This is a genomic window from Paenibacillus sp. FSL R5-0623, from assembly GCF_037974265.1.
In the GTDB taxonomy this organism is placed as follows: Bacteria; Bacillota; Bacilli; order Paenibacillales; family Paenibacillaceae; genus Paenibacillus.
On sequence record NZ_CP150233.1, the window covers coordinates 4,050,152 to 4,074,881 of the forward strand.

Sequence of the window (24,730 nt, forward strand, 5' to 3'; positions counted from 1 at the left end):
GAGGTTCAGGCTCCCCTTTCCAGCCTCTTCAGAACTGTGCGCATACCTGCACCGTCCATAATCAGGCGAGCGAGTTCGCTCATGCTTGCAGCAAAGCTCCCTTTACGAATATCCTTATCCTCAGTCAAACTTTCCAACTGCAAGTACCTGGCGACATCTCGCCGATTCATTGCATCCAGGTATCCGGTTGTGTACGGTATCGCAGATATCGTGCCTTTATATTTGAACTGGCGCCGAATATTGGAAAGCGTTGCACGGGAATGCGAATCGTATTTGTTAATTACAACATGTATATTCTTATTGTTCATTCGTTCTGGCAGGATTTCTTCAAAGAACAACTCCAGATTCCGCATATTTTGATCGAGATTAATTACAACATAGTCCGCCTGTTGCAGCTTGAGCTGTGAATCAACACCAGCATGATCCGCATCCAGAAGAACCAGATCATAATACTCGTTAGCTACATTCAGCAGCTTTTTCACAGTCTCACCATGTTCCTGCGGGGAACGTTCCATCTCATCCATTCTTCCGGTTAGGAAATCAAGTCTTTCATTCAGAAGTGGCTTGGTATAATCCCTGAGATTGTGCTTATTCAGACTTCCGCTCGAATGCAGCCGTTCAATCGCATCCCAGCCACCCTCTTCGAAGGAGAACATAAAATCCGCTGAATCCGTATCTTTGGACGGTAGAGCAGCTTCTGTGCCAGTTCCGGCAACGCCTGCATTAACAAGTAACACCCTTGTCCTGTAGTGAAGTGCCATCGCATAAGCACTAATTAATGTGCTTGAAGTGCAACCTGTTCCTGCAAAAGGGCTCCAAAAGGTAATGGTGCTCATGCTCTCATCCTCTCTGCTTCTTTCATCGCACGACGACTACGAACACTTTCCCAACCTGTTAACTGCTCGACCACGCGACACAACGATTTTTTGTAATTTCGTGACAAAGGTCCAAGATGAACTCGGCGATGATGCTCATTCTCAAGCTTAACCGCCGCTGTTAACTCATCCCACGGAAGAACTAAAGATTCTCCTGTCCACACAAACGGACTGCCCTCCAGATACGCCCACAGATAACGAGCTTCAAGCTTGCAGTCAACCCCGTTAATTAAGAGCCGCTGAAATGGCAGCTCACCAGGTAATGACTGTTCTTCAAGCAACCGCTTCAACCATCCCTTACCACGTTCCAAATTGTAACGCTCATAATCACTCACCCAGACTCTTACATCGGCATTCAGCCAGAGATTACGGGATGCAAAATGCGAGGTCTCCATGTCATATAACACATAGTCATAACTGTCCAATCGCTCTCCATTTACTTCAAGATGATTCTCTACAGCTGCTGAAGTAACAAAATGACAAGCGATATCAAATCCTTCAAATTCCGCAATTCGCAAAGACTGTTGATTGTCACCAACACCGTACCCATACTTCTGTTGTAAGGTTCCATCTACGAGTAAAACCTTGTTGCCTGTTGAAGCCAATATCTTGCAAAGATATAACATCAGATCATTCTTCTCACATAAACCCGCAAAGATCCATGTATGCATAGATGTTACAACTCCTTTCTTTTTCTTAAATCCCTTGTTATCTGAATTACCCTAAAGTAAACCTCGGATTTCGCTCTATTCTCCACCCGTTAGCAAGCTCTGCTGTTCTGTTTGTAAAGCTTCAGCAGGATCATTTACACTTCCAGCATTAGCTTCTGCTCCGTTTCCTGAACCATCATTCCACATCACTCCATCCGACGTTGCCGGATTATTTGATGATGGACGACTGTTATAGGTAACTGAGGATTGTGCCACATCCTGTTCAACCCCTTTTGAAGGTGCTGTCATGGAGGCGGCCAGTGAACTTTCAAGCGAACTTCGCACCTGTCTGGATAATTCCTGTTCGGCTCGTCGAACAATATTCGGATCACTCTCCAGCAGTTTTAACACTTCTGAATTGGCAGGATACGTCGCGATTGCAGGTGTCTGAAACTGTGGTTCTACATAGGTTAAGGCATAGATTGAAGCTTTATGTAAATAGGCATCTACAATTGCACTTGAGAGTGACAGAATCTCTTCCTCCGTCATCGTAATCCATAAGGTAGCTGCATTGAGTCGTTCCACTTTTTTCTTCGATAAGAGAACATAATCCTGTCCGGTAGGGAATTGGATACGAACATCAATAATATCTCCCTTAACGAGTGAGGACGGCAGTAATACAACTTGCAGCTCTCGATTTCTTAAATCAGGCGGAGCCGGTACATCCTCATACACCATCTCGGTGGTAATGGCTGTTCCTTTTTTTAACTCTATTTTGGCCACTTGGCCTTCCATCTGCTTGGTACTGGACCAGAGGTTTCGCGGTGCTTGTGCATCCGGAACAGCAATGAGCTTCAGATCCTCCGGTAATATCGGTTCACCTGCTTCAATATCCCGAATCGTAACCCATCCTTGTGCTCCCGAATCCCATTGTTGCTTTAATTCAGCTTCCTTTTCCTCATATGCCGATAAATAACGGGCTTCTACAGCTGACCTGACATCCCCCATCGTTTTGACATTGTAAATAACATATCCTCCGAACACCAACCCTACGGCTCCTGCTCCGATAAGTCCGGCATAGATCAGTTGACGGCTTTGTTTTCTTAATTTAGACAAAAGAGGCTCTCCTTTCGTAATCTCTTCTAATCATGTACTTTTCTTCGTGAAAAGAACGAACGTTTCTTGGGGTGTAGTGCCATCATATGCATTAAAATATGTGAAAACACTCTATCCGTCTGTGCGTCCTTGTCAAAAGGGTCGATATGTAACGGCAGACTATATACACTCGATGTATCCAGAACTTTACGAATGCGCTGAACAGCTTCACTTGCTGCCAAGGGCAGACAATATATCCATTTCTCTCGTGGATACCGATGATGTGATCGAACAAAAGCGCCAATCTCCGCCTGTCTCCATTCAGCACCTGAGCCTATAACAATAGGTAGATCTGCACGCAGGAATTCTTCCAGCCGGTTCTGATCCTGACCACTACCGAGATCCATCACGATGAACTGATAACTCCCCCCAAGCAAAGACAAAATATCCGCTCGCCCGGATTGTTTCCAATAATGCACACCATCCACTGCAAACTGTCTGCCTGCTGGCACCGGTTTACCCGCTTGAGCGATTTGTTGAATCCTTGCAAAGGATTGAGAGCGAGGTGACATTTCAATCACAGCTACTTTGAAGTTTTGCCTTTCGAGATAATGACTGATAGCTATAGCCGTGTGGGTAACCCCTACACCAGATGAAGCACCAGTCAGGGCAATAACTCTTGTTCCGCCATTCAAGGTCATCGTTGTATCTCCACCGGGCATTGTTCCGCCGGGTATTCGGAGCAGTTCCTTCCTTACCTCATCAGCAGATTGGAATCGCTCTTCGGCATTATACCTCAACAGTCTTCTTGCCACGGGAATGTAGGTACGTGGTACATCACTTCGGATGGAGCTTTCCACACCCTGAATCCATTCTGTATACGCCCCACTTGTCATGAGATACAGCAGCAATGCTCCGAGTCCATATAGATCTGAACGCGCATCGGTCTGACCCGAGCCATATTGTTCTGGAGCGGCAAAACCAGCTGTTCCCAACTTAACGGTATCTTCGGCACTTTGCGGTTTGTAACTTCTGGCGATGCCAAAATCAATTAATCTTACTTCATGTTCCGGCGTGATCATGATGTTTGATGGTTTCAGATCCCTATAGATCACAGGTGGATTCAGATTATGCAGATAACTCAACACATCGAGCAATTGAAGTACAAGCTCCGTTAACTGCTCCATCGGGATCTTCCCACGACACTGCTTGAAATACTCACTGAGCGTTAACCCGTCGATGTATTCCATCACCAAGTACGTGTACCCATCTTCATCCGGGACAAAAAAATCAACAATTTGCGGCAATCTTGGATGGCGAAGTGATGTCAGAAGAGCGGCTTCCGTCTCCATACTGCCTTCATATGGCATAATCGTTACGCTTTCTTTAATTGCCCATAACTTGCCCGGCAACTTCAGATCCTCCGCCTCGTATACATGGCTCATTCCGCCTGTTCCCAGAATGGATACGATACGATATCTACCTCCCAGCAGGCTTCCGCGTTCCAGCCTCGCCGGATGTCTCATACCAATTCCTCCTTCAATACACAACAAAAAAGGGAAAGCTTCACCGAAGAAGAACAGACCGGATATCCGGTTTCGTTCACTTCGGGATGCTTTCCCTCAGGTTTGTTATGGTTAATATTGGTATCATTATAGTACAGACAGGAATAGATTGTAAAGCACAAAATTTAATAAGCTTAATCGAATCAATTTCTTAATATTTGACCATATAAAGTGTAATCTCTTCGCGGTTATGGAATAACTGCTTGGAACGTTGAATCTGCATCCGTGAACGCTCAAACGTATCAATGACGTCTTTAATGAGCGCGAGCGGTTTTTTATGCAACAGTTTCACGGTAACAATTGCTGTCCCCCCGGGTTGCAGACTATATAGAAGGTCTGATACAAGTCGGCTCATCAGCTTCGGACTCCAACTCATATCACATACGAGCAGATCGAATTCTCCTTCGCGGAAACGAACATCCCCTGCATTCTTTTTCAAGAAAGTCAGTTTGGGTGATGCCAGCAGGGTCGCATCCATCTTCGCCGGATCTACCGCCGTTACTTCAAGCCCGCGCTCAAGCAGGAACGAGGTCCATCCACCTGGTGCAGCGCCGATATCAAGTGCCTTATGGAATGAAGTAAAGTCGATGCCAAACGTTTGCTCGGCTTCAAGCAATTTGAACTTTGCCCGCGAGATCTGTCCTTCTTCTTTTTGAAAACGTACGGCGCCCCCGCTCCAGTCTGACAGATTCTGTTCAGGTCTGGATACGCCAGCATACAACATATCATTCGTTGCAAATACAGAAATGACATATTCAGCATCACGTACAACCCATTCACAGCCTAGCTCATCCAGCTTTTCAGTTAGCAATTGCTTCAATGAGGCTGCATTTTCTTGCCAAAAGGCCCCTTCTGTCTTCCGTACCTGTAGCACGACAGAGGCACCGTTCAATTCCTTATGATTCAACACAAATGCAACCAATTTCTCAATAGACTGCTCCGAATCTTCTGTATTCTCCTGAAACTGAACAGGTTGAATATGACGTAAAAACGTTGGATACTCTGCCCACAGCTTATCTGCAACTTCTTCCTCCGCTACAGGCAGACCCGCAAGCAATATTTCTCCTGGTACGAGTACCGTGCTCTTCACCGCACCAAACGTACGGCGCAACTCTTCCTGAGCATAAGGGGCAAAGCCATGATTGGCCGTGCAGATAAAACGGGAGAAGTTGCCTTCTTCCCAAGACGATTGTGTACTCAAATTGTGTTACCCTCCAGAACGTACGCGTATCCATGGACGACCATTATCCCACTGGATATCGACCGGAACATCGTACGTATGCTTAATTGTATCTTGTGTCAAAACTTCATGTTTGGGGCCGGCTGCCGCAATACGTCCATCGCGGATCAAGGCCACATGTGTAAATAAAGGTACGATCTCTTCAACATGATGTGTTACATACACAACTGTAATGTTACGCTGGCGCAGACGATCAATCTCAGCCAGCATTTTCTCACGTTCATATAAATCTAGTCCGGCACAAGGCTCGTCCATAATCAGCAATTTTGGCTCAGCCATTAATGAACGAGCGAGCATGACTTTTTTGCGCTCCCCTTGGGATAACGTTCCTAGCGGGTTGTTAGCCAGGTTGGCAAAACCCATGTCATCCAGCAAACTCATTGCCTTTACTTTTACTTCATCCGGAATTGTCTGATAAAAACGCAAAAAAGCATAAGCTCCTGTAGCGACGACCTCCCATACCGGATCTCTGGGTGTGAGTTTCTCAATCAACGTTTGGCTGATATAACCGATTTCCTTACGTACTTCCCTGACGTCACATTGTCCATACAAATTACCGAGTACTTCAATACGTCCCTGGCTTGGAAACATATATCCGTTCATCATTTCGAGTAACGTTGTTTTTCCAGAACCATTCCGGCCCAGAATAACCCAATGTTCGCCTTGTTCGATACGCAAATGTACGTCATCCAAGATTTGATTCTCTTCTCGTCTAAGTGAGACATGTTCCATCGAGATTATACTCATTTCAGCACCGCCTTTCGGATCTCCGAGAGCAAATGCTCCACAGAGCTCATCCGATAAACCATTTTTGGAACATCTTGCTGGCCGTCAAACAGCATCACTGCTGGTACGCTTGAAATTTGAAATTGTTGTACAAGTTCAGGAATGTCATGAATGTTCATTTCGGATAAAATACCTTCTGGCAGCATGTGCTCAACGACATCTAACATACGCCGTGCTGCCGCACATGTCCCACATAAAGGGGTATATATAAATACAGCCTGTGGCATGCCTTCCCATACACTGCGCATTAACATTTTGGATGTAATTGGCTTCATTAACTTTCTTCTCCCGCAGCAACACGCAGCATGACCTCACCCGTCATTGGCCCATTATGAATGGTTACCGAATCCGGTTTATTGCTGTATAACATCTCGTACATCTGGCGTTTCCCAAACATACTGGACGTATGCAAATAGATCTCGCGCGGAAATAAACCTTCTCGTACAATGGATGCCGCGACCTCACCGCCGTTAGGCGAATCCGGACCAAGCTCATAATCCAGAGACAAAATATCCACGTCACCTTCTCTTAGCAGCATCAGGCACTCTTCTGCATTTGTTGCCAGAACAAATCCTTTCGGACACGCCCGATAGTCATCCAGAAAAACATGCATACAATCGCTCCTCTCCCCATTATAACCAGGAACGCATGAGCGCTATATCATCATGGTGCGTTCCATCTTCACCCGTTTCTGTCTCTAGCACAACAACCGCATTTTGGAACTCAGGCGCAGTTAACAATGCTTTCATTGATTCATTTCCGATATATCCCTGTCCGATTCTCGCATGTCTATCCTTACATGAACCAGACGCATATTTGGAATCATTGAAATGTACAGCAGCAACATTATCCCAATATCCGAGCATCCTGCCTTTATCGAGCATCACCGCTTCGTCGCCTGACGCCCATAAACCTGAAGCAAAAGCATGGCATGTGTCAAAACAAAAAGCAATATGCTCCGGATATCGGCTTAATTTGCGAATCTGTATCATTTCTTCCATTGTCGTGCCCATCGGGCCATGATCACCTGCCTGATTCTCAATCAGCACCTTTGAATGTCCATTCCAATTCTCCAAGGCGGTATCCAGACAATGAATGAGGTTCTGATAACCCTCCAGCGGATCGTTTGTTTTGATATGTCCAAAATGGACCACTGTCCCAACAGAACCGCAAGCATTCGAAATTTCAAGATCATTGCGAATAGAAGCTATTGTAGCATGAAAGCCCGCCTCTCCACGGGTCATGCCCAACGCCGGATTCGTAGGATAGGGTGAATGTGCAATCGAAGCAAGTCCCTGCTGTTCACACCAATCCCTGCACTGCTCAGCATCCTTGAGATCCAGACTTTTCAGACCAAGACTACGCGGGTTCTTCGGAAAATACTGAAATGCCGTTGCCCCCATTGCATGTGCTCTCTTGGCTGCCTGAAGAAATCCACCTCTCGTGCTGACATGTGCCCCGATTCCGCGGTTAGGCCTCATGCTGGCATTTCGGACAGAAGAATGCCTTCTTGCCCGTAATTTCCACTCGTTCAATCGTTCCCCCGCAGCGCGGACAAGTCTCGCCTTCCCGATCGTACACCCGACATTGCTCGTCAAAACTTCCTGTCTTCGTATCCCCTTGCATCAGTGGCATTTCCATATAACCACCCTCAGAAGCTGCTTCACGCAACACGGATTGCATCGAATGGAACAAGCGCTCCGTCAGCTCAGGTGAAGTCACGATGTTCTGCGTTTTGGAGCTTGGTCTCAGACCGGCAGCAAAGGCAATCTCATCCGAATAACAGTTGCCAATCCCTGCAATGATATGCTGGTTTACCAACGTTGTCTTAAGTGTACCCCGACGACCTTTCAACAGAGAAGCAAAACGTTCCACATTCATCCGTCGATCCAAAGGTTCAGGCCCGAGATCAGACATTGCCTCTTCGGTTTCTTTCGAAGTAAGCAGATGTAAATAACCCAAGCGCAGTCCAATAAAGAATAAAATGTGATCGCCAAACTGGATTTCCACTTGTGTGGAACGATCAGGACGTTCTTCTTCCGTGCCCCAGAAAATCATACCGCCCAACATGAGGTGCAGCACCAGACGTTTACCATTAGCCAAGTGGAAAATCAGATGCTTCGCTCGGCGCTCAACAAATATGATGCGATTGCCTGTAAGTTCATTGATGAACAGATCAGGCTCCGTATTTATCGTTTTATCGCGATTAATTACAACACCTGTAATCGGTAGATCAAGTATTTTCTCGGACAGCAAGGTCCGGTAATTTTCCATTTCCGGCAGTTCCGGCATCGTACATTACCCCTTTTTGGAAGCTTGGTCTGCCTCTTGCGACAGCCACTCCATCAATTTATGCAAATCTTCAAACACATGATCAGGTCGAGCCTTCGCTGCTTGAATGTGCCCATCCATATTATCTCGTGTTGTCACACCAGTAAGTACCAACAGCGTCTCACACCCTGCTGCAACTCCAGCTGCAATATCGGTTCGCATATTATCTCCGATCACTGCCACTTCATGAGACACCAGGTTTAGCCGGCTAATGGCCGACTTCATTATAACACTCGATGGCTTACCGATGACGGTAGGATGAACGCCGGTCGCGGCTTCAATTGCTGCTCCAATAGTCCCCGCCCCAGGTGTCAGGCCATCATCAGAAGGAAGCTGCAAATCCGGGTTGGTCATGATGAATTTTGATCCCGCATTAATCCACCTTAACGCCTTGGTCAGTTTATCATAGGAAAATTCACGATCAATCCCCTGTATCACATATTCTGGCGCATCTTCCGTCAGCTGTAGTCCTGCTTCTTCTATGGCTTGCAGCAATCCTGCTTCTCCGATACATGCCACTGTTGCACCTGGGGACTCTTCAGCAACATATTCAGCAGCTGCCACTGCAGAAGTGCATACTTGAGACGCGTCGGCAGGTATGCCCATCCCGTTCAGATGATCTGCCACACCTTGTGGTGTACGGGAAGAATTATTTGTTACGAATAAATACGGCTTTCCTAGCTCTTGCAGTGTTCGAATAAGCTGATCGGCTCCTTCGATACGATGTCTGCCATGATAGAGCGTACCATCCAAGTCAATCAGATAGGCCTTAATCACACACAGCACTTCCTTTCTTTATTCCATTAACATTTCATGTCCTTAATCATTTACCTCGAACTTGACCGCGAACCTATGTATTCAGGCAGTATAATGGCTTGCTGACATATGCACGCAACAAGTCGAACCGGATCGAACACCGACGGTTTAACTCGCGCGTCTTCTGTACAAGCTTGTCATTTCCTGCGCTTTCCCGGAAAATAATTTGAATCATTTCCCTCTTCATATTGCCCATCCTACACGCTTTCTGACCAGATTGCAAAAGGGACCGCGGGAGTTCCTCTCCCTCAGTCCCGCGCAATTACCCGGATCTTTATATGACGTGTTAACCGTGCACTGGTTCGCAATCAGAGTTAAGATTCTTGCCTGCGATGCACGACAGGAATAAGCTGGTGTTCGTTTGCAAGTCTGGTATTCGGGAATACGGACTGCGCCTCTTCCAAAAGTGGCTGAAGTTGATCCTCATCCTTATAGCGTGAACTGAAGTGAGTCATGATCAATTGCCCGACATTCGCTGCTCTAGCCGCTTCTGCCGCTTGTTTAGAAGTACTATGATAGTACTCATGCGCTGTATCGGCCAGTTCATGCATGAATGTAGCTTCATGCACAAGCACATCTGCATTGATGGAAAGAGGCTGTACATTGTCACATGGACGTGTATCACCCAATATGGTGATTACCATACCACGTTTTGGCGCTCCCAATACATCTTCTGGACGAAGTGAATCACCGTTATCCAACGTAATGGTTTCTCCACGTTTCAGCCGGCCGAACAATGGGCCTGGTTTCAAACCGTATTCCGCCAGTTTGGCTGGGTCCAGGCTTCCTGGACGATCTTTTTCCGTAACCCGGTATCCATAGCTGTCAATCCGATGCTCAAGCAAAGCTGCTTCCACAATAAAACTGTCATCCTCGAACAGGACGCCGCCCGTATGTTCAACGATATTCAAATCATAGTTAACCCGGGATTGGCTAAGCTCCATTGTTGTACTGATCATTCGTTCCGTACCTGGCGGACCATATACGGTTAATGGTGTGGTGCCACCTTGATAGGCTCTGCTCGAGAGGAGTCCTGGAAGTCCAAATACATGATCCCCATGCAGATGAGTAATGAATATTTTCTCCAATTTGCTCAGTTTAAGCGGAGAACTCAAAATCTGGTGCTGCGTTCCTTCCCCGCAGTCAAACAACCACAAAGCTCTGCGCTCATCCAACATGCGTAGCCCAATGGAAGTTACATTCCGTTGAAGCGTAGGTACACCAGCATTAGTTCCCAGGAAATATAGTTCCATTCTGGATCGCACCTCTTTCTGTTGCCAGCAAAAAACCTCCGACAATGCGGAGGGCTTTGCCTGACACTCTACTGAATTTATGCCTTCTCTACATTAAAATACTTAGCTTGCGGATGGCTGAATACCATCGCTGAGACAGAAGCTTCAGGTTCCATCATGAAACCTTCCGTTAATTCCACTCCGATATCCTCAGGCTGTAGCAACTTGAACAGCGGCCCTTGGTCTTCCAGATCCGGACAAGCCGGATATCCAAAGGATACCCTGATCCCTTGATAACGTGCACCGTGACGTTGCTTCATGGTCATCTGGGCAGAATCCGGGAATCCCCATATATCTCTCATCATATGATGCACACGTTCAGCTAATCCCTCTGCTACTTCAAGCGCTACGGATTGCAGAGCATGCGAGCGAAGGTAATCCCCCTGATCTTTCCACGCAGTGGATAGTTCACGTACACCGTGTCCGGCCGTAACAACCATGAAACCAACGTAATCCATCTGACCGGATTCAACAGGCTTCAGGAAGTCGGACAGGCACAGGAACGGCTCGACTTTTTGACGTGGGAACGTAAATGTATGCAAAATATTACTGGTGTCCTCTGGATCATAGATAATGACGCTGTTACCACTGGATTGAGCCGGGAAGAAACGATACATGGCATGCGCCTGAATAATCCCGTCACGAACAGCCTCGTGCATGATATCATCCACGACTGCTTTCAGGTCGGTAGCCTTCTTATCACCTGAAGCAAGAAGTTGTTCAACTGAACCGCGCAACCCCAGATGATGTCCAAGCAACATCTGCATGTTCACGTATGGCAGGATATGTGATAAAGGATAGTTGCGCATCGTATGCCGCTCCAGATCAGGAGGGACAAGAACCGGATGATCTACAGCAATATCCGAACGCTCCACTCGTGTAAGCTCTGGAAGAGCCTGAACAGCTACAGCACTTGAAGCATCAGCTTCTTTTTCTGCTTCCATCTCCAGTTGCATCACTTCACGTGAAACGGGATTCATCAATTTGTTCGCCAGATCCAGACCGTCCATCGCATCTTTTGCATATACAACCATTCCGTTATATTCAGGACGGATACGATTTTTGGTGAATTTACGTGTTAGCGCCGCTCCGCCAACCATAATAGGCACATCAATACCTGCTGTTCGCAAATCCTGAGCGGTAAGAATCATCTGTTGCGCTGATTTCACCAATAGACCCGAGAGACCGATCGCATCGACTTTTTCTTCCCGGTATGCCTCAATGATACGTTCTGGTGGTACTTTTATACCCAAATTAATGATCTGGTAACCGTTATTGGACAGGATGATCTCGACCAGGTTCTTCCCGATGTCATGCACATCGCCTTTAACAGTGGCCAGAATGATCTTGCCTTTAACCGAAGTCTCGTTCTTCTCCATGAATTGCTCCAGATATGCTACAGAAGCCTTCATAACCTCCGCACTCTGCAACACCTCAGCTACAATCAACTCATTGTTGTTAAAGAGACGACCTACTTCCTCCATCCCCCGCATCAGTGGACCGTTAATCACTTGAAGTGCTGTGTATTTGGCAAGTGCCTGTTCGAGATCTGGCAGCAATCCTTCTTTACTTCCTTCTACTACATATGAAGCGAGACGCTCTTCTAATGAAAGGTTTGAGATTTTTTCCTTCTTCTCAACCTTCTTGTTACGGAACGCCGCTACGAACGCCGCGAGTGTTTCATCATTTGTGTTGTATAAAAGCTCTTCCGAGAGTCTACGTTCTTCTTCCGGAATGGATGCATAACGCTCAAGTTTCTCTGTGTTCACGATCGCATAGTCGAGACCTGCTTTGGTACATTCATACAAAAACACAGAGTTCAGCACTTCACGACCTGCTTCAGGCAGTCCAAATGAAATGTTACTTATCCCGAGGATCGTATGACATTCTGGCATCGCTTCCTTAATCACTCTTATACCTTCAATCGTTTCTTTGGCTGAACCGATGTACTGTTCATCTCCGGTACCAACTGGGAACACCAACGTATCAAAAATCAGGTCTTCAGGTTTGAGTCCATATTTGTTCACCAGCAAATCGTAAGAGCGCTTGGCTACGTCCAGCTTGTCTTCCCGACTAATCGCCTGACCCCGTTCGTCAATCGTTCCGACAACTACCGCACCACCATATTTATGAAGCAACGGCGTAATCAGCTCAAATTTCTCTTCGCCATCCTCAAGGTTAATGGAGTTAATTATCGCTTTACCTTGCGAGTACTGAAGAGCCAGATCAATTACTGAAGCATCTGTCGTATCGATCATCAGAGGAACCTTAACTTTTTTCACAACCAGTTCAAGGAACTTCACCATGTCTTCAGACTCTTCACGGTCCGGATCTTGTACACACACGTCAACAATGTGCGCTCCATTTTTCACTTGAGCACGAGCAATTTCCGAAGCTTCTTCATACTTGCCTTCTACAATGAGTCGTTTGAACTTACGTGATCCAAGTACATTCGTACGCTCACCAACCATGTATGGACGATTGTCCTGTTCAATATAGATTGGTTCTATACCAGACAATGCTGGTGGATGTGTTCCGTTCATTTCTCTTGGGGGGTACTGGGCAAGTGTGTCGCGCATCGCCCGAATATGTGCAGGGGTTGTCCCGCAACATCCACCAGCAATATTCAACCAGCCCTGTTCGGCAAAAGCACCAATCTTCTGAGCGAGCGAGTCTGGTGACTCATGGTAATTACCATTCTCATCCGGAAGACCTGCGTTCGGGTAACAACTAACGGCAACCGATGCCATTCCGGAAAGAGAGCGAATGTGATCACGCATGAACTCCGGACCCGTAGCACAGTTTAGTCCTACCGAAATTGGGTTAAGGTGTTCTAAGGATATATAAAAGGATTCGATGTTCTGACCTGCAAGGGTCGTTCCCATCGGTTCTATCGTTCCTGATATCATCAGGGGCAGTGTAACACCACTCTGTTCGAAGGCCTGCTGAATTCCAATGCTGCCTGCTTTTACATTGAGGGTATCCTGTGAGGTTTCGAGTAGTAGCGCATCAACGCCTCCCTCTATTAAAGCAAGCGCTTGCTCCAAATAACTGTCGATAAGTTCCTGGAACGTTACGCCCCCAGTTACAGACAGTGTTTTGGTTGTTGGTCCCATCGCTCCTACCACATAACGTGGAGATTCCGGTGTAGAGAAACGATCAACCGCAGCTTTCGCAATTCTGGCTGCTTCCAGGTTGATCTCACGTGCCCGATCCTGAATATCGTACTCAGCAAGCACAACGGATGTAGCACCAAATGTATTGGTTTCAATTAAATCGGCTCCGGCCTCCAGATATTCTTCATGAATGCGCTGGATCAGCTCTGGACGAGTAAGCACTAACATTTCATTACATCCATCCAAATCTTCGCCGCCAAAATCTTCGCCAGTCAAATCAACTTGTTGAATCATGGTCCCCATTGCACCGTCGAGGATTAATATTCGTTGTTTTAATGCATCGTGTAGACTAATCTTATCCAATATCTTCACCCCCGCAAAACGTTAAATCTTAGTTTAACAGAAACTAACTTAATGTGAAAGATCGGGTTTGGTCCCGAAAGATGGCGGGTTTGCACGAATATGAACGGAATTTGAGAATCGACAAAAACAAAGCAATCCGATATAATTCAATTAAACCAAGTGGAAAAGAGGGAAAGAACATGGCTGAAATTGTTATCCGAAATACGAACGAACGCATCACTGGTGACGAAAATGTTCGAAATTTCTTGAACAAATACGAAGTATTATATGAGAAGTGGGACGCATCCAAACTGAACACTGATCTGCAAAATAACTTTGGATTAACTGATGAACAGAAAACCGAGGTTTTGGAAACTTACGATTATGAAATCAGAGATTTGGCTGCACGTCGCGGATACCAGATCTGGGATGTCATCACGCTGTCCGAACAAACACCAGATATCGAAGAAAAGCTGGCCAAGTTCGAAGAGATCCACACCCACGCTGAAGATGAGATTCGTGCGATTGTCGCTGGTAAAGGAATCTTTGTTATCAAAGCTACAGATGATGTCGGCTACTTTAATGTAGAACTGTCTCCTGGAGACGTTATCTCTGTACCTGAGAATACACCGCACTTCTTCACCTTAATGGAGAACAAACAAATTATTGCTGTACGTCTGTTCATCGAAAAAGATGGCTGGATTGCAGATCCATACCCTGATCCTACTTTTATCAAACAAGCCTAACACTCTCGTGTTACAACTTGCTTAACCAAAACCCCTGTTCAATTGAACAGGGGTTTTGGCATATGCATATGGAGAGTATTATATAACATCGGTGCATTATATAAAATAATGCGGGTATTTCGCTTTTATCGATTCTTGTTCAATAACAACTAGTCTAAGATGAGCTTCCATCACCTGCACAGCTTGCTCGGTCTGACGCTCTGTGATAAGACGATAAATCTCTTTGTGCTGGGAGATGATGACCTCCAGGTTGGAGTCCTCCGCTAGACGCAATAAACGCAACCGATTAAACGGAATATTCAGCTGTTGCAACATTTTCCATGTTCTCAGCTTACCCGTGCCCTGGAACAAAATCTGATGAAACTCTTCATCCAATTCAAAAAGCCGATAGAAATTGTTTTTTCCTATACAGACTTCCTGCATTGCAATGTTGGTTTCAAGTCGAAATCTGAACTCTTCAGGAAAAGAAACACAAGCCAAAGTCACGATTTCCTTCTCCATCTTCTCCCGCATAAACCTGCCTTCTTCCACATGCTCCAGATTAATATGAGAGACAATCGTTCCACTCTGGGGAATAATGTCCAGCAGTTCTTCTTCAGCAAGCTTCATGAATGCTTCTCTAACGGGTGTTCTGCTCACCTGCAGTTCATCTGCAATCTCTTTCTCTGAAATCTTGGTACCCGGCTTAAGTTCCAGGTGAAGGATTCGTTCTTTTAACAGGTTATATGAATATGCCCGGGTCGAGCCTCTAATTTTTTGATTAAGTGACATGCCTAGACCTCTTTCTATCAGCCGTATTCATTCATCTTAGCACAAATTACCGTTCCACTTATATATCGGTGTGAAACGGTAATCTGGCCAGCATCAACTATATTATTGCTTGTTTTCTTTGTAGGCTTTGTACGTATCATTTGCCAGCTTCAGATAATTAGATAACCCTTGACTCTCCAGCTCTTTGGCAAATGTATCGAATTCAGACAAGTCCCGCTCACCCAAGATAAATTTAAGTGTATTTTGATCCGAATAGTCTTTCAGTGGTGTACTCAGAAGTGTCACCCGTTCACGGTCCTCTGAAGAGTAAGGAATCGGTGGTTCTGCCGGAATCACTTCCTTGGTATCCTTCATGTCTTGCTGGAATTTCAACTCTTCTTCACTAAACATGGATTGCAACAAATCTGTGGTACCCCCGTAGGCAAATACACCACCAGAGAAGCCATAGTCAATACGCAAGTCTTTAGTGCCTTTTGGATTCAAGCCATTGTAGTTCACGTCTTCTACCAATTTACGTTTTCCGCCCTCTTTGGTAAATGTTTCACCTTCAACGCCCCATTTGGCAAACTCTTGACCCTCATCACTGTAGTATAACCAATCCACAAATTGCATAATGGCTTTGAAGTTTTCGCTTTTTTGAATTTTCCCGGAGATCATGACACCGTTTTCAAGTCTGGAGCCGGACATTAATTGCCCTTTTGGTCCACCAGGTACTGTAATCTTCGCAACAGAGTATTTACCTTCTCCCAGCGTTTTGTTCATATCGTTTCGGTGCAGCACCACCGTTTGGGAATTACCATTAATCATGAATGATTTGCCGGATACAAATTTCTGTACAGCCTGATCATCATCCTGTGTAAAACTCTCCTTATCGAGCAATCCTTCGGATACCAACTTGTTAAAGTACGTTAGCATCTCTTTGTATTCTGGTGTTGTAGCCGTGTATACAAATTCATCCTGATCTTCCTTATACGTCAATCCGTTACCAAACCCCCATCCAGCCTTGGTTCCAAAACCGGTAGCAGCGATGTTCAACGTGCTATTGAATTGGAAGCGATCCGAAAACGGAATGGAATCCGGATAAATCTCTTTCAGTTTCTTTGCTGCATCATACAATTCGTCCCAAGTGGTTGGGATGGCGATGTTATTTTCTTCAAAAACATCCGTTCTTACGAGTAGTGTGTAATCTGGCCATACTTCTTCATGCAGACCCGGGAGTACATAGTATTTCCCATCTTCCTGTCGAAGTCCTTCGAGTTCATCTTCCAATCCCCATTTTTCCACTTTATCCTTGAAGTTTGGCATCAAATCAATATAATCGCTGATTGGCAGAATCGCACCGGATGACACAAATGCAGACTCTTCACCAGGATACGTTTTGGGAATAACCAGTGGTGCATCACCGGAGCTAATCAACAGAGATCTCTTCTGGGAGTAATCACTCATCGGTACAATCGTTGGCTCAAGCGTAACACCCGTCAGTTCGGTAATTTTATTAAAAAGTAACCAGTCTTTTTTATATGGATAACTAGGTTGATCACTATAGAGTATGGAGAGATTAAAAGGCTCAGTTGCCTTGAATGTATCCCCTACATTGTACGTCTCCATCGCTGCCTTGGTTTGAACTTCAGTGACGTCACCTCCAGCTCCGGTACCGCTGCTACATGCTGCCAGAACAACAGTCATCATTGTTGCCAACACCATTTTACCAACAAACTTACGTGGCTTTTGATTCATTTAGGTTATCCCCCTGAATTTGGTTTAGGTATTCTAGCTTCTACGTATTACTGTTTAACAGACCCTAACATGATACCGGTTACAAAGTATCTTTGGACAAATGGATAGATGGTGAGTATCGGCAAGATGGTTAATACCATCGTTACAGACTTAATATTGGCAGCAATCTGTGTCAGGTTATCAGCTGAGGTTGCACCGGCAGATGCCCCGCTTGTCGCTCCTGCAATCATATTGCGCAAATAAATGGTGACCGGGAACAGTTCTTTTTTGTCCAAATACAGAAAGGCTGGGAACCAGGAATTCCAATGACCTACTGCGTAGAACAGCACCATGGTTGCCATAACTGCTTTACTAAGCGGCAATATAATGCGTAACAAGATCCCGTAGGTGTTCAAACCGTCAATGGAGGCAGCTTCCTCCAGTTCTTCAGGCATATTTTCAAAAAATGACTTCATGATCAGCATGTTGTATATGCTAATTGCGCCAGGAACAACAAGTGCCCACATGGTGTTGTTGAACCCAAGGGAATTAATCAACACATAGTTTGGAATCAATCCACCACTGAAGAACATGGTAAATACGGCGAACATCGTCAGAAACTTGCGACCCATCAACCTCTTTTTGGACAGGGCATATGCGAAAATAGTCGTCATAAACATGGAGATTAACGTACCTACTACGGTGTAGATAATCGTATTTTTATAATTGGTCCAGAACATGCTGTCACGTGAGATAGTCTTGTATGTCTCCACATTGAATCCTCTTGGGAACAAACTAACCTTACCCGAATTAATATAGGACTCACTACTGAAGGATTGTGCCACGACATTTAAGAATGGATAGAGCGTTATAAATACCACGAACAGCAGAAAGATGACATTGAATACTTTAAATACCTTGTAAGATCTGGATTCCTGCATGGTGCTCCTCCTTTACCATAAGCTTCTTTGTGTCAGTCTGCGTGAAATGGCATTTACGGAGAACACCAGAATCAGACCGATCAGCGATTCGAACAAGCCAATTGCGGTAGCATAACTGAAGTTACTGGATTCCAGTCCAACCCGATACAGGTAAGTGGAGATCACATCAGATGTCTCGTAGATCAGTGGATTGTACAAGAGTAAGATTTTTTCAAATCCAACAGCCAGGAAATTACCCATGTTCAAAATCAATAACGTCACAATCGTTGGCAAGATCCCTGGTAACGTTACATGAATCGTTTGCTTCCACCGATTGGCACCATCGATACGTGCAGCTTCATACAAGGAATCATCAATGGTTGTCAGTGCAGCCAGATACAGAATTGCCCCCCAACCCATACCCTGCCATACCTCAGAAGTGATATAGATTGTTCTGAACCATTCAGCCCGCTGCATAAAAGGAATATTGTCTCCGGTGAAGAAAGCCACCAGTCCATTAATGGAACCATTCACTGCTGTCAGCTGCAGGATCATACCCGCAACGATAACGATGGACAGAAAATGAGGCAGATATGACGCGGTCTGTACAAACTTTTTGAATCGTTTACTCTTCACTTCGTTAAGCATCAAGGCAAAAATGATTGGAACCGGGAATGTAAAGAGCAATGCAAGTCCGCCCAACATCAGCGTATTACCGAATACTCTCCAGAAGGTAGGGTCCTCAATGAACATTTTGAAGTACCTTAACCCAACCCACGTTTCTCCAAATATACTTCCCCCGGGAACAAAACGTCTGAACGCAATCACATTACCAATCATCGGCCCATATTTAAAAATAAGGAGATAAATGATGGGAAGGATTAATAGTGAATACAGCTGCCAGTCTTTGCGGAACAAAGTTGCTGCCGTTCGTAATCTGCTCTCTTTACGTAAAGATGTCATGGTTAACGTTGTTTTAGCGGTTTCCGACTCCATGTGTTTTCACTCCGATCCAGGACTTGATAAGTAAGAGTAATTCATGTACAATTCCCATCGTTTCTCCTCTTGTAGAAGACAACAACTCCTTTAACTTCACCTCCACTACCAAATAGATAATTGCTAAATGTAAGCGATATCAATTTGATGTATTATGTAGGATCACACAATCCAAGGTGCTTCACATCATTAATTAGCACTTACTAAGTGGTGTGATTGCCAAATCGGAAGAAGATACTCTAAAATATTAAGCGCTTACAATCGATCGAAAATAATAAGCAATAACTCCCTGCTTCCATTTAATGAAGTAAGTCAAAAAGAAATTGCTTTAGGACAATCTAAATACTAGTCATACTAGTATGTTAGTTATATTCTAATCCAGCTTCCCCCTAATTTCAATAACTTTTAGAAAAATAAATGAAGATCTCATTTAACAAGGTAATTTACTCAATAAGCTCAAATAAAAAACATTGGTAACTTCAAGAACGACATCATCGTTCATTGAAGCTTCCAATGTTTCAGGGTGCTGAGGAAAGATGTTATAACTGATCTGCTTAGAAATTAGCAATAAGCTGATTTAATTCCGATAAATGTGTTATTTCATGGTCTGGCGCATACGTTTCGTTGTTGGTCTTATGCTCACGGTTAATCCATACGGATTGGATCCCAGATGATAAAGCACCACGAATATCAGTCGTTAACTTGTCTCCAACCATCATGCTCTCTTCGGGTTTAACACCCAGTTTACTCAAAGCATGTTCAAATATCGACGGATCTGGTTTTCCTTTTCCGAAGTTACCCGAGATAATAATCTCATCAAAGAAAGGAGTCAATTCAGGTACACCATCCAACTTTTCTTGTTGCAAAGCAGGACAACCGTTTGTTAACAATAACAGTTTGTACTTTCCTTGTAACTGACGCAAGGTATCCATCGTTTCTTCGTACACATGAGGTCTGGATCTCCGTTCTACTCCAAACTGCGCAGCAAGTTGTTCAGCAAGATCTTCCCGATCTATACCCAACTTCAACAAGCCACGACGCCAAGATTCTTTACGGTAAACTGGAGCAAGCTGTTCCAACTGACGGAACTCAGGCTGATCCCCACCAGTAAAGTTAGCCCAAAGGCCTTCAAACGGATTGATTCCAATCATTTTGGTAAAAGGAAAGGTTTCATATGATTCATACAGTCCACGTGCCTCATTACGAACAGCTTCTTCAAGTTCTTCTGGTTTTACCCCAGTCTCTTGCGCTGCGATTAGACAAGTCTCATGAAAAGCTTCTCGAACACTACGCTCATCCCATAATAAAGTATCATCTAGGTCGAACAAAATCGCTTTTAACGCCATTCCGATCATCTACCCCTTTATGCAATAATTACTTTTCGACGGTTTCCACGGTGATCTGGTGTGCTTTTGCAAACTTCAGCAAACGTTCTGCAATCGCATCTGTATCGTAACGGTTCAATAACTTGGTAAACACCCATCTTTTCCCGCGGCTGTTATGTTCGATAACAACTGTACCTGGTTCAATTCTGAATTTGACAATATCGTCAACCCCAATTGAACGTTCACGATTACCCTTCGTCGTTATAATCCGATTACTGCTAATTTTGATGTATGGACGACGAAGCATGAAGATGACTGCCAAAAATACGTAAAGCAGCATCGTCACCCAGTCCCAGGTTGTCATGGGAGCTTGCACAAGGAACGTGCTCATAAACAGATACAAAAAGGCGAGGCCAATCAAAAATATAGGGAACAAAAGGCTGCGTCCTTTAAAGACTTCTTCACCTGGTGTACCTGTGATTGGTTGACCACTTTTTTTGCGTTGCTGATTTAACTGCTTGGAATTTTTCTTAACCGTTCTCTCGAACGAACGCGACATGAGAATCCCCCTTATGTGTCTTTGTATCGGCTTACATAATTGCAAACCGACATTTCCCCCTATAAATTGCACACTCAAAATAACAGGAAGAAACCTAAATATCATAATGATATCATTAGGTTTCGTTAGTGTTTGAGTTTGCCTTGGTGGCCTTTGTCATTCTCATCATCAACAATCTCAATGGTATCCAGTTGTTGTCTGAAATTACTGCGAATATTGCTCAAATAAATCTCTCTTAGCTCGGCACGTTCAGCAAGTTCTTCCTCCGACAATCCAGTGGACTTTTGCTTACGAGCCAATTCGTTAATGCGTGCTACCAGACTATCTATATCCAAGCTTGTCCCCTCCAAAAATACAAAGTCATATTAACTTTGCCATTATAAAGGCTGCTTGTCAAGCTGACACGCGCTAACACTCATTGATGTGCATTTTATTCTGCAAATTGCGGTAGAGCTAGTACTTGTCCCACTTGGATGGAAGTCGTATGAAGTTGATTCACTTTCTTAATTGCTTCTATATAAATACGTGTGTCCATATTCGTCGGTTTATGTTCCAAAGAAATACTCCATAATGTTTCCCCTTGTGAAACGGCTATCTTTCCTCCAGGGAGAACATCATTCTCATTGCCAGCAAATACAGTTAAAACAGTGCTGCATCCAATAAATATAATCAAAGAGGTAATGGCTACCTTTAACATCCATGAAGAAATCTTGAAACGCGCTAAAACCTTCTTGTAGTTCCCTATGTTAGACTTCACCAGTTCCGAATTCATCGGTTCATAAATGCTTTGATAAGTAGAATATCTCATTAAATACCCGCCTCCAAACGTTTGTTCCTATCTGTTGGAATCAATATAACACGAACACTTGTTTTGTTCAATAGATTTTTAGAACAATTGTTCGCTTCTTTTTTGAAAGAGAAATATCTTAATTGAAGTTCTTTTGCAAAGTATTTGCAGTATTATACTCTGACTTTTGGCCAATTTCTGTTCTATAAGTTAAAAAACACTGATTTAATGCTATTTTATTTAGAACTTATGTTTGTACGAACGGAGGTTCTATGTTATAATTTTCCCAAACGTTACTAAAATGGGGTTGATACGGTATGTCGAAGATATCCAGCAGGCAGCAGGCTATTCTGGAGTTTATACGAAATGAAGTCCGGTTGAAGGGGTATCCTCCTTCCGTACGGGAAATTGGTGAAGCTGTTGGACTTGCTTCCAGCTCAACAGTACATGGACATTTGGATCGTTTGGAGAAAAAAGGTTTGATCCGACGCGACCCTACCAAGCCAAGAGCCATTGAGCTTTTGAGCCAGGAAGAATCTGAGCATTCTCATCAATTTGCTCATAGCGTTGCACGTATTCCTGTCGTTGGTAAGGTTACAGCCGGGGTTCCAATCACTGCAACCGAGAACATTGAAGACTACTTCCCTCTTCCTACACATTATGTAGGCGAACAGAAAGTGTTTATGCTTTCAGTAGTTGGAGATAGTATGGTGGAAGCTGGAATCGTTAATGGAGATTACGTTATTGTCCGTCAACAGCAAACTGCTGATAACGGTGATATCGTCGTTGCAATGACTGAAGACGATGAAGCTACAGTGAAAACGTTCTATAAAGAGAAAGATCATATTCGCCTTCAACCGGAGAATGCGACCTTCGAACCTTTACGTTTGAAACACGTTAGTATTCTGGGTAAAGTCATAGGCCTTTTCCGAGATATTCATTAATATTTAACTTGAGTAACAAAACTAGATGTAATGAAATACGAAAGAGGTTGTCCTGATCAACAGGACAACCTCTTTTTTTCATGTTTATGTTATTTTTGTGGCTAATTATTCACTGCGTTTCAGAACACTCTTGTGATGCGAGAACACATCAAAGCTCTGTTGTCCGTGATATGAGCCCATACCGCTCTCTCCTACACCACCAAACGGGAGATAGTGTGAAGTCATATGAGAAAGTGTGTCATTAATACATCCCCCACCGAAGGATAATTGATTCAGAACCTGATCCTGCAGTCGCTCATCCTGTGTGAAGAGATATAGCGCCAATGGTTTTGGCCGGCGGACAATCTCATCCAGCATAGGATTCAGGTCACTGTACGTAAATACAGGAAGAATCGGACCGAAGATCTCTTCTTGCATGACAGGTGATTCCCAGTTCACATCTCCAAGTACAGTCGGCTCAATGAGCAACTGCTCACGTACAGAACGCCCTCCAATTAGTGTTTTGGCATCTGTGAGGAATTTCGACAACCGATCAAAATTACGCGCGTTGACAATATGCGGGAAATCAGCGTTCTGTAACACATCATCCCCAAATTTTTCTTTGATCTCTGCGCTAATCAGATCAATCAATTCATCATGAACTTGTTCATGCACAAGCAAATAATCCGGAGCAACGCATGTTTGCCCTGCATTCAGGAATTTACCGCGAACAATACGCTGGGTCACCAGCTTCAGATCTACATCACTATGGACAATAGCAGGGCTCTTGCCCCCTAGCTCCAGAGTTACAGGAGTCAAATGCTCCGCAGCTGCCTTCATAACAATGCGACCAACACCTGTGCTACCTGTGAAGAAAATATAATCAAACTTCTCTTTCAACAATGCTGTGCTGACCTCAACTTCTCCTTCCATAACCGCAATATACTCCTGAGGGAAGATCTCCTGAATCAGATCATACGTCAGACGAGATACGGCTGGTGTTAATTCAGAAGGCTTGATAACTGCACAGTTACCGGCTGCAATTGCTCCAATCAGTGGACCAAAGGCCAGTTGGAAAGGATAGTTCCAAGGTGCAATAATAAGAGCCACTCCGTATGGTTCAGGATAAATGGTACTCACCCCATCCGGCATAGCCGAATTGGTTGGGACTTGTTTTGGTGCAGCCCATTCCTGCAGGTGTTCTAATGCAAAATCCAGTTCACCCAAAACAATGCGAATCTCGGAACCGTAAGCTTCCGCCTCAGATTTGTTCAAATCTGCCCGAAGTGCATCTTGAATGCGTTGCTGATACTTTTCAATTCCTTTTCTAAGCTGTTGAAGCGCATTAATCCGATATTCGATATTTTTAGTTTGACCTGTATAAAAAAATGTACGTTGTTTTGTCACTAGTTGTTTTGCCTGATCCATATTAACATCTCCAATTAATTATTTAAAATTAAATTGCTCAAAATTTAATTAAAGTATACCTCTTCTATATGAAACTTTCAACATACATATGAAACATCCATTTGTATGTATTGGACAATGGTTGGAATTTTGAAAGAATGAATGATAGTACTTGCTACTATGTTGTAGCTGTTAGAATTTCTAAGGAAGCTTGATTTAGATCTTTTGCTTCCGACAGCTTGATGCACTGTAGAAAAAATTCTAATTTCAGTTTCTTTTTCATAGGTTACTAGACAAATGATGAAAATGATTTTGCGTTATTACTAACATGAAGTGTTAAAGTTGATAGAGAGTTTAGTTACCATACAAAAAATTCCTCTTTCAATGATGAGAAGAGAGTTTTACGATTATCTATCGGTAAACAAATGTATTTTGTTAGTAATATTTAGCTTGGTTACAGACAAACACAGAA

The 24,730-nt window shown here is 44.2% G+C and carries 24 protein-coding genes; 2 read left to right on the forward strand and 22 right to left on the reverse strand.

The window, feature by feature from the left end:
- Positions 1-5 precede the first annotated feature (5 nt).
- From MKY92_RS17720 to metH, 13 genes are all read right to left on the reverse strand, one after another.
- Entirely contained in the window at positions 6-836 is an 831-nt protein-coding gene (locus MKY92_RS17720; protein WP_339297129.1) for a hypothetical protein, read from the reverse strand.
- Entirely contained in the window at positions 833-1,546 is a 714-nt protein-coding gene (locus MKY92_RS17725) for a hypothetical protein (RefSeq protein ID WP_339297130.1), read from the reverse strand. Before MKY92_RS17725 ends, MKY92_RS17720 begins: the two co-directional genes overlap by 4 nt.
- Before the next feature lie 75 nt (positions 1,547-1,621).
- Complete coding sequence (locus MKY92_RS17730) at positions 1,622-2,641, reverse strand: SAF domain-containing protein (protein WP_339297131.1); 1,020 nt, start codon at positions 2,639-2,641, stop codon at positions 1,622-1,624.
- Between the two features lie 26 nt (positions 2,642-2,667).
- Positions 2,668-4,146, reverse strand: coding sequence for a serine/threonine protein kinase (locus MKY92_RS17735; RefSeq protein ID WP_339297132.1), 1,479 nt, complete (start codon positions 4,144-4,146; stop codon positions 2,668-2,670).
- A 190-nt stretch (positions 4,147-4,336) separates the two neighbouring features.
- Positions 4,337-5,386 carry an SAM-dependent methyltransferase gene (locus MKY92_RS17740; protein WP_339297133.1) on the reverse strand — a complete coding sequence of 350 codons (1,050 nt, stop codon included), beginning with the start codon at positions 5,384-5,386 and terminating at the stop codon, positions 4,337-4,339.
- A 6-nt stretch (positions 5,387-5,392) separates the two neighbouring features.
- Positions 5,393-6,166 carry an ATP-binding cassette domain-containing protein gene (locus tag MKY92_RS17745; protein WP_339301835.1) on the reverse strand — a complete coding sequence of 258 codons (774 nt, stop codon included), beginning with the start codon at positions 6,164-6,166 and terminating at the stop codon, positions 5,393-5,395.
- A gap of 2 nt (positions 6,167-6,168) precedes the next feature.
- Positions 6,169-6,486: a thioredoxin family protein gene (locus MKY92_RS17750; protein ID WP_237174856.1), complete on the reverse strand. Its 318-nt coding sequence runs from the start codon at positions 6,484-6,486 to the stop codon at positions 6,169-6,171.
- Positions 6,486-6,824 carry a cyclic-phosphate processing receiver domain-containing protein gene (locus MKY92_RS17755; protein WP_017688046.1) on the reverse strand — a complete coding sequence of 113 codons (339 nt, stop codon included), beginning with the start codon at positions 6,822-6,824 and terminating at the stop codon, positions 6,486-6,488. The genes MKY92_RS17750 and MKY92_RS17755 overlap by 1 nt, the downstream gene beginning before the upstream one ends.
- A gap of 19 nt (positions 6,825-6,843) precedes the next feature.
- Positions 6,844-7,692 (reverse strand): deoxyribonuclease IV, encoded by an 849-nt coding sequence (locus tag MKY92_RS17760; RefSeq protein ID WP_339297134.1) that lies wholly within the window; start codon positions 7,690-7,692, stop codon positions 6,844-6,846.
- A complete protein-coding gene (locus MKY92_RS17765) occupies positions 7,682-8,503 on the reverse strand; it encodes a DNA-formamidopyrimidine glycosylase family protein (protein WP_339297135.1) in 822 nt (273 codons plus the stop codon). Before MKY92_RS17765 ends, MKY92_RS17760 begins: the two co-directional genes overlap by 11 nt.
- Positions 8,504-8,509: 6 nt before the next feature.
- Positions 8,510-9,319: a TIGR01457 family HAD-type hydrolase gene (locus tag MKY92_RS17770; protein WP_339297136.1), complete on the reverse strand. Its 810-nt coding sequence runs from the start codon at positions 9,317-9,319 to the stop codon at positions 8,510-8,512.
- A 353-nt stretch (positions 9,320-9,672) separates the two neighbouring features.
- Positions 9,673-10,611: a ribonuclease Z gene (gene rnz, locus MKY92_RS17775; RefSeq protein WP_339297137.1), complete on the reverse strand. Its 939-nt coding sequence runs from the start codon at positions 10,609-10,611 to the stop codon at positions 9,673-9,675.
- Between the two features lie 77 nt (positions 10,612-10,688).
- Positions 10,689-14,129 carry a methionine synthase gene (gene metH, locus MKY92_RS17780; RefSeq protein ID WP_339297138.1) on the reverse strand — a complete coding sequence of 1,147 codons (3,441 nt, stop codon included), beginning with the start codon at positions 14,127-14,129 and terminating at the stop codon, positions 10,689-10,691.
- Positions 14,130-14,308: 179 nt separating this feature from the next.
- Here metH and MKY92_RS17785 point away from each other — a divergent pair, with 179 nt between their 5' ends.
- Positions 14,309-14,854, forward strand: a complete 546-nt coding sequence (locus MKY92_RS17785; RefSeq protein ID WP_047843398.1) for a cupin domain-containing protein — start codon at positions 14,309-14,311, stop codon at positions 14,852-14,854.
- A 96-nt stretch (positions 14,855-14,950) separates the two neighbouring features.
- Here MKY92_RS17785 and MKY92_RS17790 read toward each other — a convergent pair whose 3' ends face one another.
- The 8 genes from MKY92_RS17790 to MKY92_RS17825 all read right to left on the reverse strand — a co-directional run bounded on the left by MKY92_RS17790 (position 14,951) and on the right by MKY92_RS17825 (position 21,949).
- Entirely contained in the window at positions 14,951-15,625 is a 675-nt protein-coding gene (locus MKY92_RS17790; protein WP_091020712.1) for a GntR family transcriptional regulator, read from the reverse strand.
- 102 nt (positions 15,626-15,727) lie between these two features.
- A complete protein-coding gene (locus MKY92_RS17795) occupies positions 15,728-17,362 on the reverse strand; it encodes an extracellular solute-binding protein (protein WP_339297139.1) in 1,635 nt (544 codons plus the stop codon).
- 47 nt (positions 17,363-17,409) lie between these two features.
- Entirely contained in the window at positions 17,410-18,282 is an 873-nt protein-coding gene (locus MKY92_RS17800) for a carbohydrate ABC transporter permease (RefSeq protein WP_036613592.1), read from the reverse strand.
- Positions 18,283-18,294: 12 nt separating this feature from the next.
- Positions 18,295-19,257 (reverse strand): ABC transporter permease subunit, encoded by a 963-nt coding sequence (locus MKY92_RS17805; RefSeq protein WP_036613590.1) that lies wholly within the window; start codon positions 19,255-19,257, stop codon positions 18,295-18,297.
- A 554-nt stretch (positions 19,258-19,811) separates the two neighbouring features.
- Positions 19,812-20,603: an HAD family hydrolase gene (locus MKY92_RS17810; RefSeq protein WP_076210090.1), complete on the reverse strand. Its 792-nt coding sequence runs from the start codon at positions 20,601-20,603 to the stop codon at positions 19,812-19,814.
- Positions 20,604-20,631: 28 nt separating this feature from the next.
- The gene (locus MKY92_RS17815) at positions 20,632-21,141 is read right to left on the reverse strand and encodes a hypothetical protein (RefSeq protein ID WP_017688037.1); all 510 of its coding nucleotides are present in this window, start codon (positions 21,139-21,141) and stop codon (positions 20,632-20,634) included.
- 125 nt (positions 21,142-21,266) lie between these two features.
- The gene (locus MKY92_RS17820; RefSeq protein ID WP_017688036.1) at positions 21,267-21,476 is read right to left on the reverse strand and encodes a DUF896 domain-containing protein; all 210 of its coding nucleotides are present in this window, start codon (positions 21,474-21,476) and stop codon (positions 21,267-21,269) included.
- Between the two features lie 95 nt (positions 21,477-21,571).
- Positions 21,572-21,949, reverse strand: coding sequence for a LysM peptidoglycan-binding domain-containing protein (locus MKY92_RS17825; RefSeq protein ID WP_091020706.1), 378 nt, complete (start codon positions 21,947-21,949; stop codon positions 21,572-21,574).
- 296 nt (positions 21,950-22,245) lie between these two features.
- Between MKY92_RS17825 and lexA the strand changes: the two genes are divergently transcribed.
- Entirely contained in the window at positions 22,246-22,872 is a 627-nt protein-coding gene (gene lexA / locus MKY92_RS17830; RefSeq protein ID WP_017688034.1) for a transcriptional repressor LexA, read from the forward strand.
- 105 nt (positions 22,873-22,977) lie between these two features.
- On the opposite strand, the gene MKY92_RS17835 is transcribed toward lexA, so the two are convergent.
- The gene (locus tag MKY92_RS17835; protein WP_339297140.1) at positions 22,978-24,279 is read right to left on the reverse strand and encodes an aldehyde dehydrogenase; all 1,302 of its coding nucleotides are present in this window, start codon (positions 24,277-24,279) and stop codon (positions 22,978-22,980) included.
- Positions 24,280-24,730: the final 451 nt, after the last annotated feature.

What these genes read in the sequence shown, in the direction of transcription:
- MKY92_RS17835 (WP_339297140.1), bottom strand. Translation starts at nt 24,279, where the DNA reads ATGGATCAGGCAAAACAACTAGTGACAAAACAACGTACATTTTTTTAT.
- MKY92_RS17800 (WP_036613592.1), bottom strand. Translation starts at nt 18,282, where the DNA reads ATGCAGGAATCCAGATCTTACAAGGTATTTAAAGTATTCAATGTCATC.
- MKY92_RS17735 (WP_339297132.1), bottom strand. Translation starts at nt 4,146, where the DNA reads ATGAGACATCCGGCGAGGCTGGAACGCGGAAGCCTGCTGGGAGGTAGA.
- MKY92_RS17765 (WP_339297135.1), bottom strand. Translation starts at nt 8,503, where the DNA reads ATGCCGGAACTGCCGGAAATGGAAAATTACCGGACCTTGCTGTCCGAG.
- MKY92_RS17750 (WP_237174856.1), bottom strand. Translation starts at nt 6,486, where the DNA reads ATGAAGCCAATTACATCCAAAATGTTAATGCGCAGTGTATGGGAAGGC.
- MKY92_RS17755 (WP_017688046.1), bottom strand. Translation starts at nt 6,824, where the DNA reads ATGCATGTTTTTCTGGATGACTATCGGGCGTGTCCGAAAGGATTTGTT.
- MKY92_RS17815 (WP_017688037.1), bottom strand. Translation starts at nt 21,141, where the DNA reads ATGTCGCGTTCGTTCGAGAGAACGGTTAAGAAAAATTCCAAGCAGTTA.
- MKY92_RS17760 (WP_339297134.1), bottom strand. Translation starts at nt 7,692, where the DNA reads ATGAGGCCTAACCGCGGAATCGGGGCACATGTCAGCACGAGAGGTGGA.
- MKY92_RS17805 (WP_036613590.1), bottom strand. Translation starts at nt 19,257, where the DNA reads ATGGAGTCGGAAACCGCTAAAACAACGTTAACCATGACATCTTTACGT.
- MKY92_RS17810 (WP_076210090.1), bottom strand. Translation starts at nt 20,603, where the DNA reads ATGGCGTTAAAAGCGATTTTGTTCGACCTAGATGATACTTTATTATGG.
- MKY92_RS17725 (WP_339297130.1), bottom strand. Translation starts at nt 1,546, where the DNA reads ATGCATACATGGATCTTTGCGGGTTTATGTGAGAAGAATGATCTGATG.
- MKY92_RS17825 (WP_091020706.1), bottom strand. Translation starts at nt 21,949, where the DNA reads ATGAGATATTCTACTTATCAAAGCATTTATGAACCGATGAATTCGGAA.
- MKY92_RS17790 (WP_091020712.1), bottom strand. Translation starts at nt 15,625, where the DNA reads ATGTCACTTAATCAAAAAATTAGAGGCTCGACCCGGGCATATTCATAT.
- MKY92_RS17720 (WP_339297129.1), bottom strand. Translation starts at nt 836, where the DNA reads ATGAGCACCATTACCTTTTGGAGCCCTTTTGCAGGAACAGGTTGCACT.
- MKY92_RS17785 (WP_047843398.1), top strand. Translation starts at nt 14,309, where the DNA reads ATGGCTGAAATTGTTATCCGAAATACGAACGAACGCATCACTGGTGAC.
- lexA (WP_017688034.1), top strand. Translation starts at nt 22,246, where the DNA reads ATGTCGAAGATATCCAGCAGGCAGCAGGCTATTCTGGAGTTTATACGA.
- rnz (WP_339297137.1), bottom strand. Translation starts at nt 10,611, where the DNA reads ATGGAACTATATTTCCTGGGAACTAATGCTGGTGTACCTACGCTTCAA.
- MKY92_RS17795 (WP_339297139.1), bottom strand. Translation starts at nt 17,362, where the DNA reads ATGAATCAAAAGCCACGTAAGTTTGTTGGTAAAATGGTGTTGGCAACA.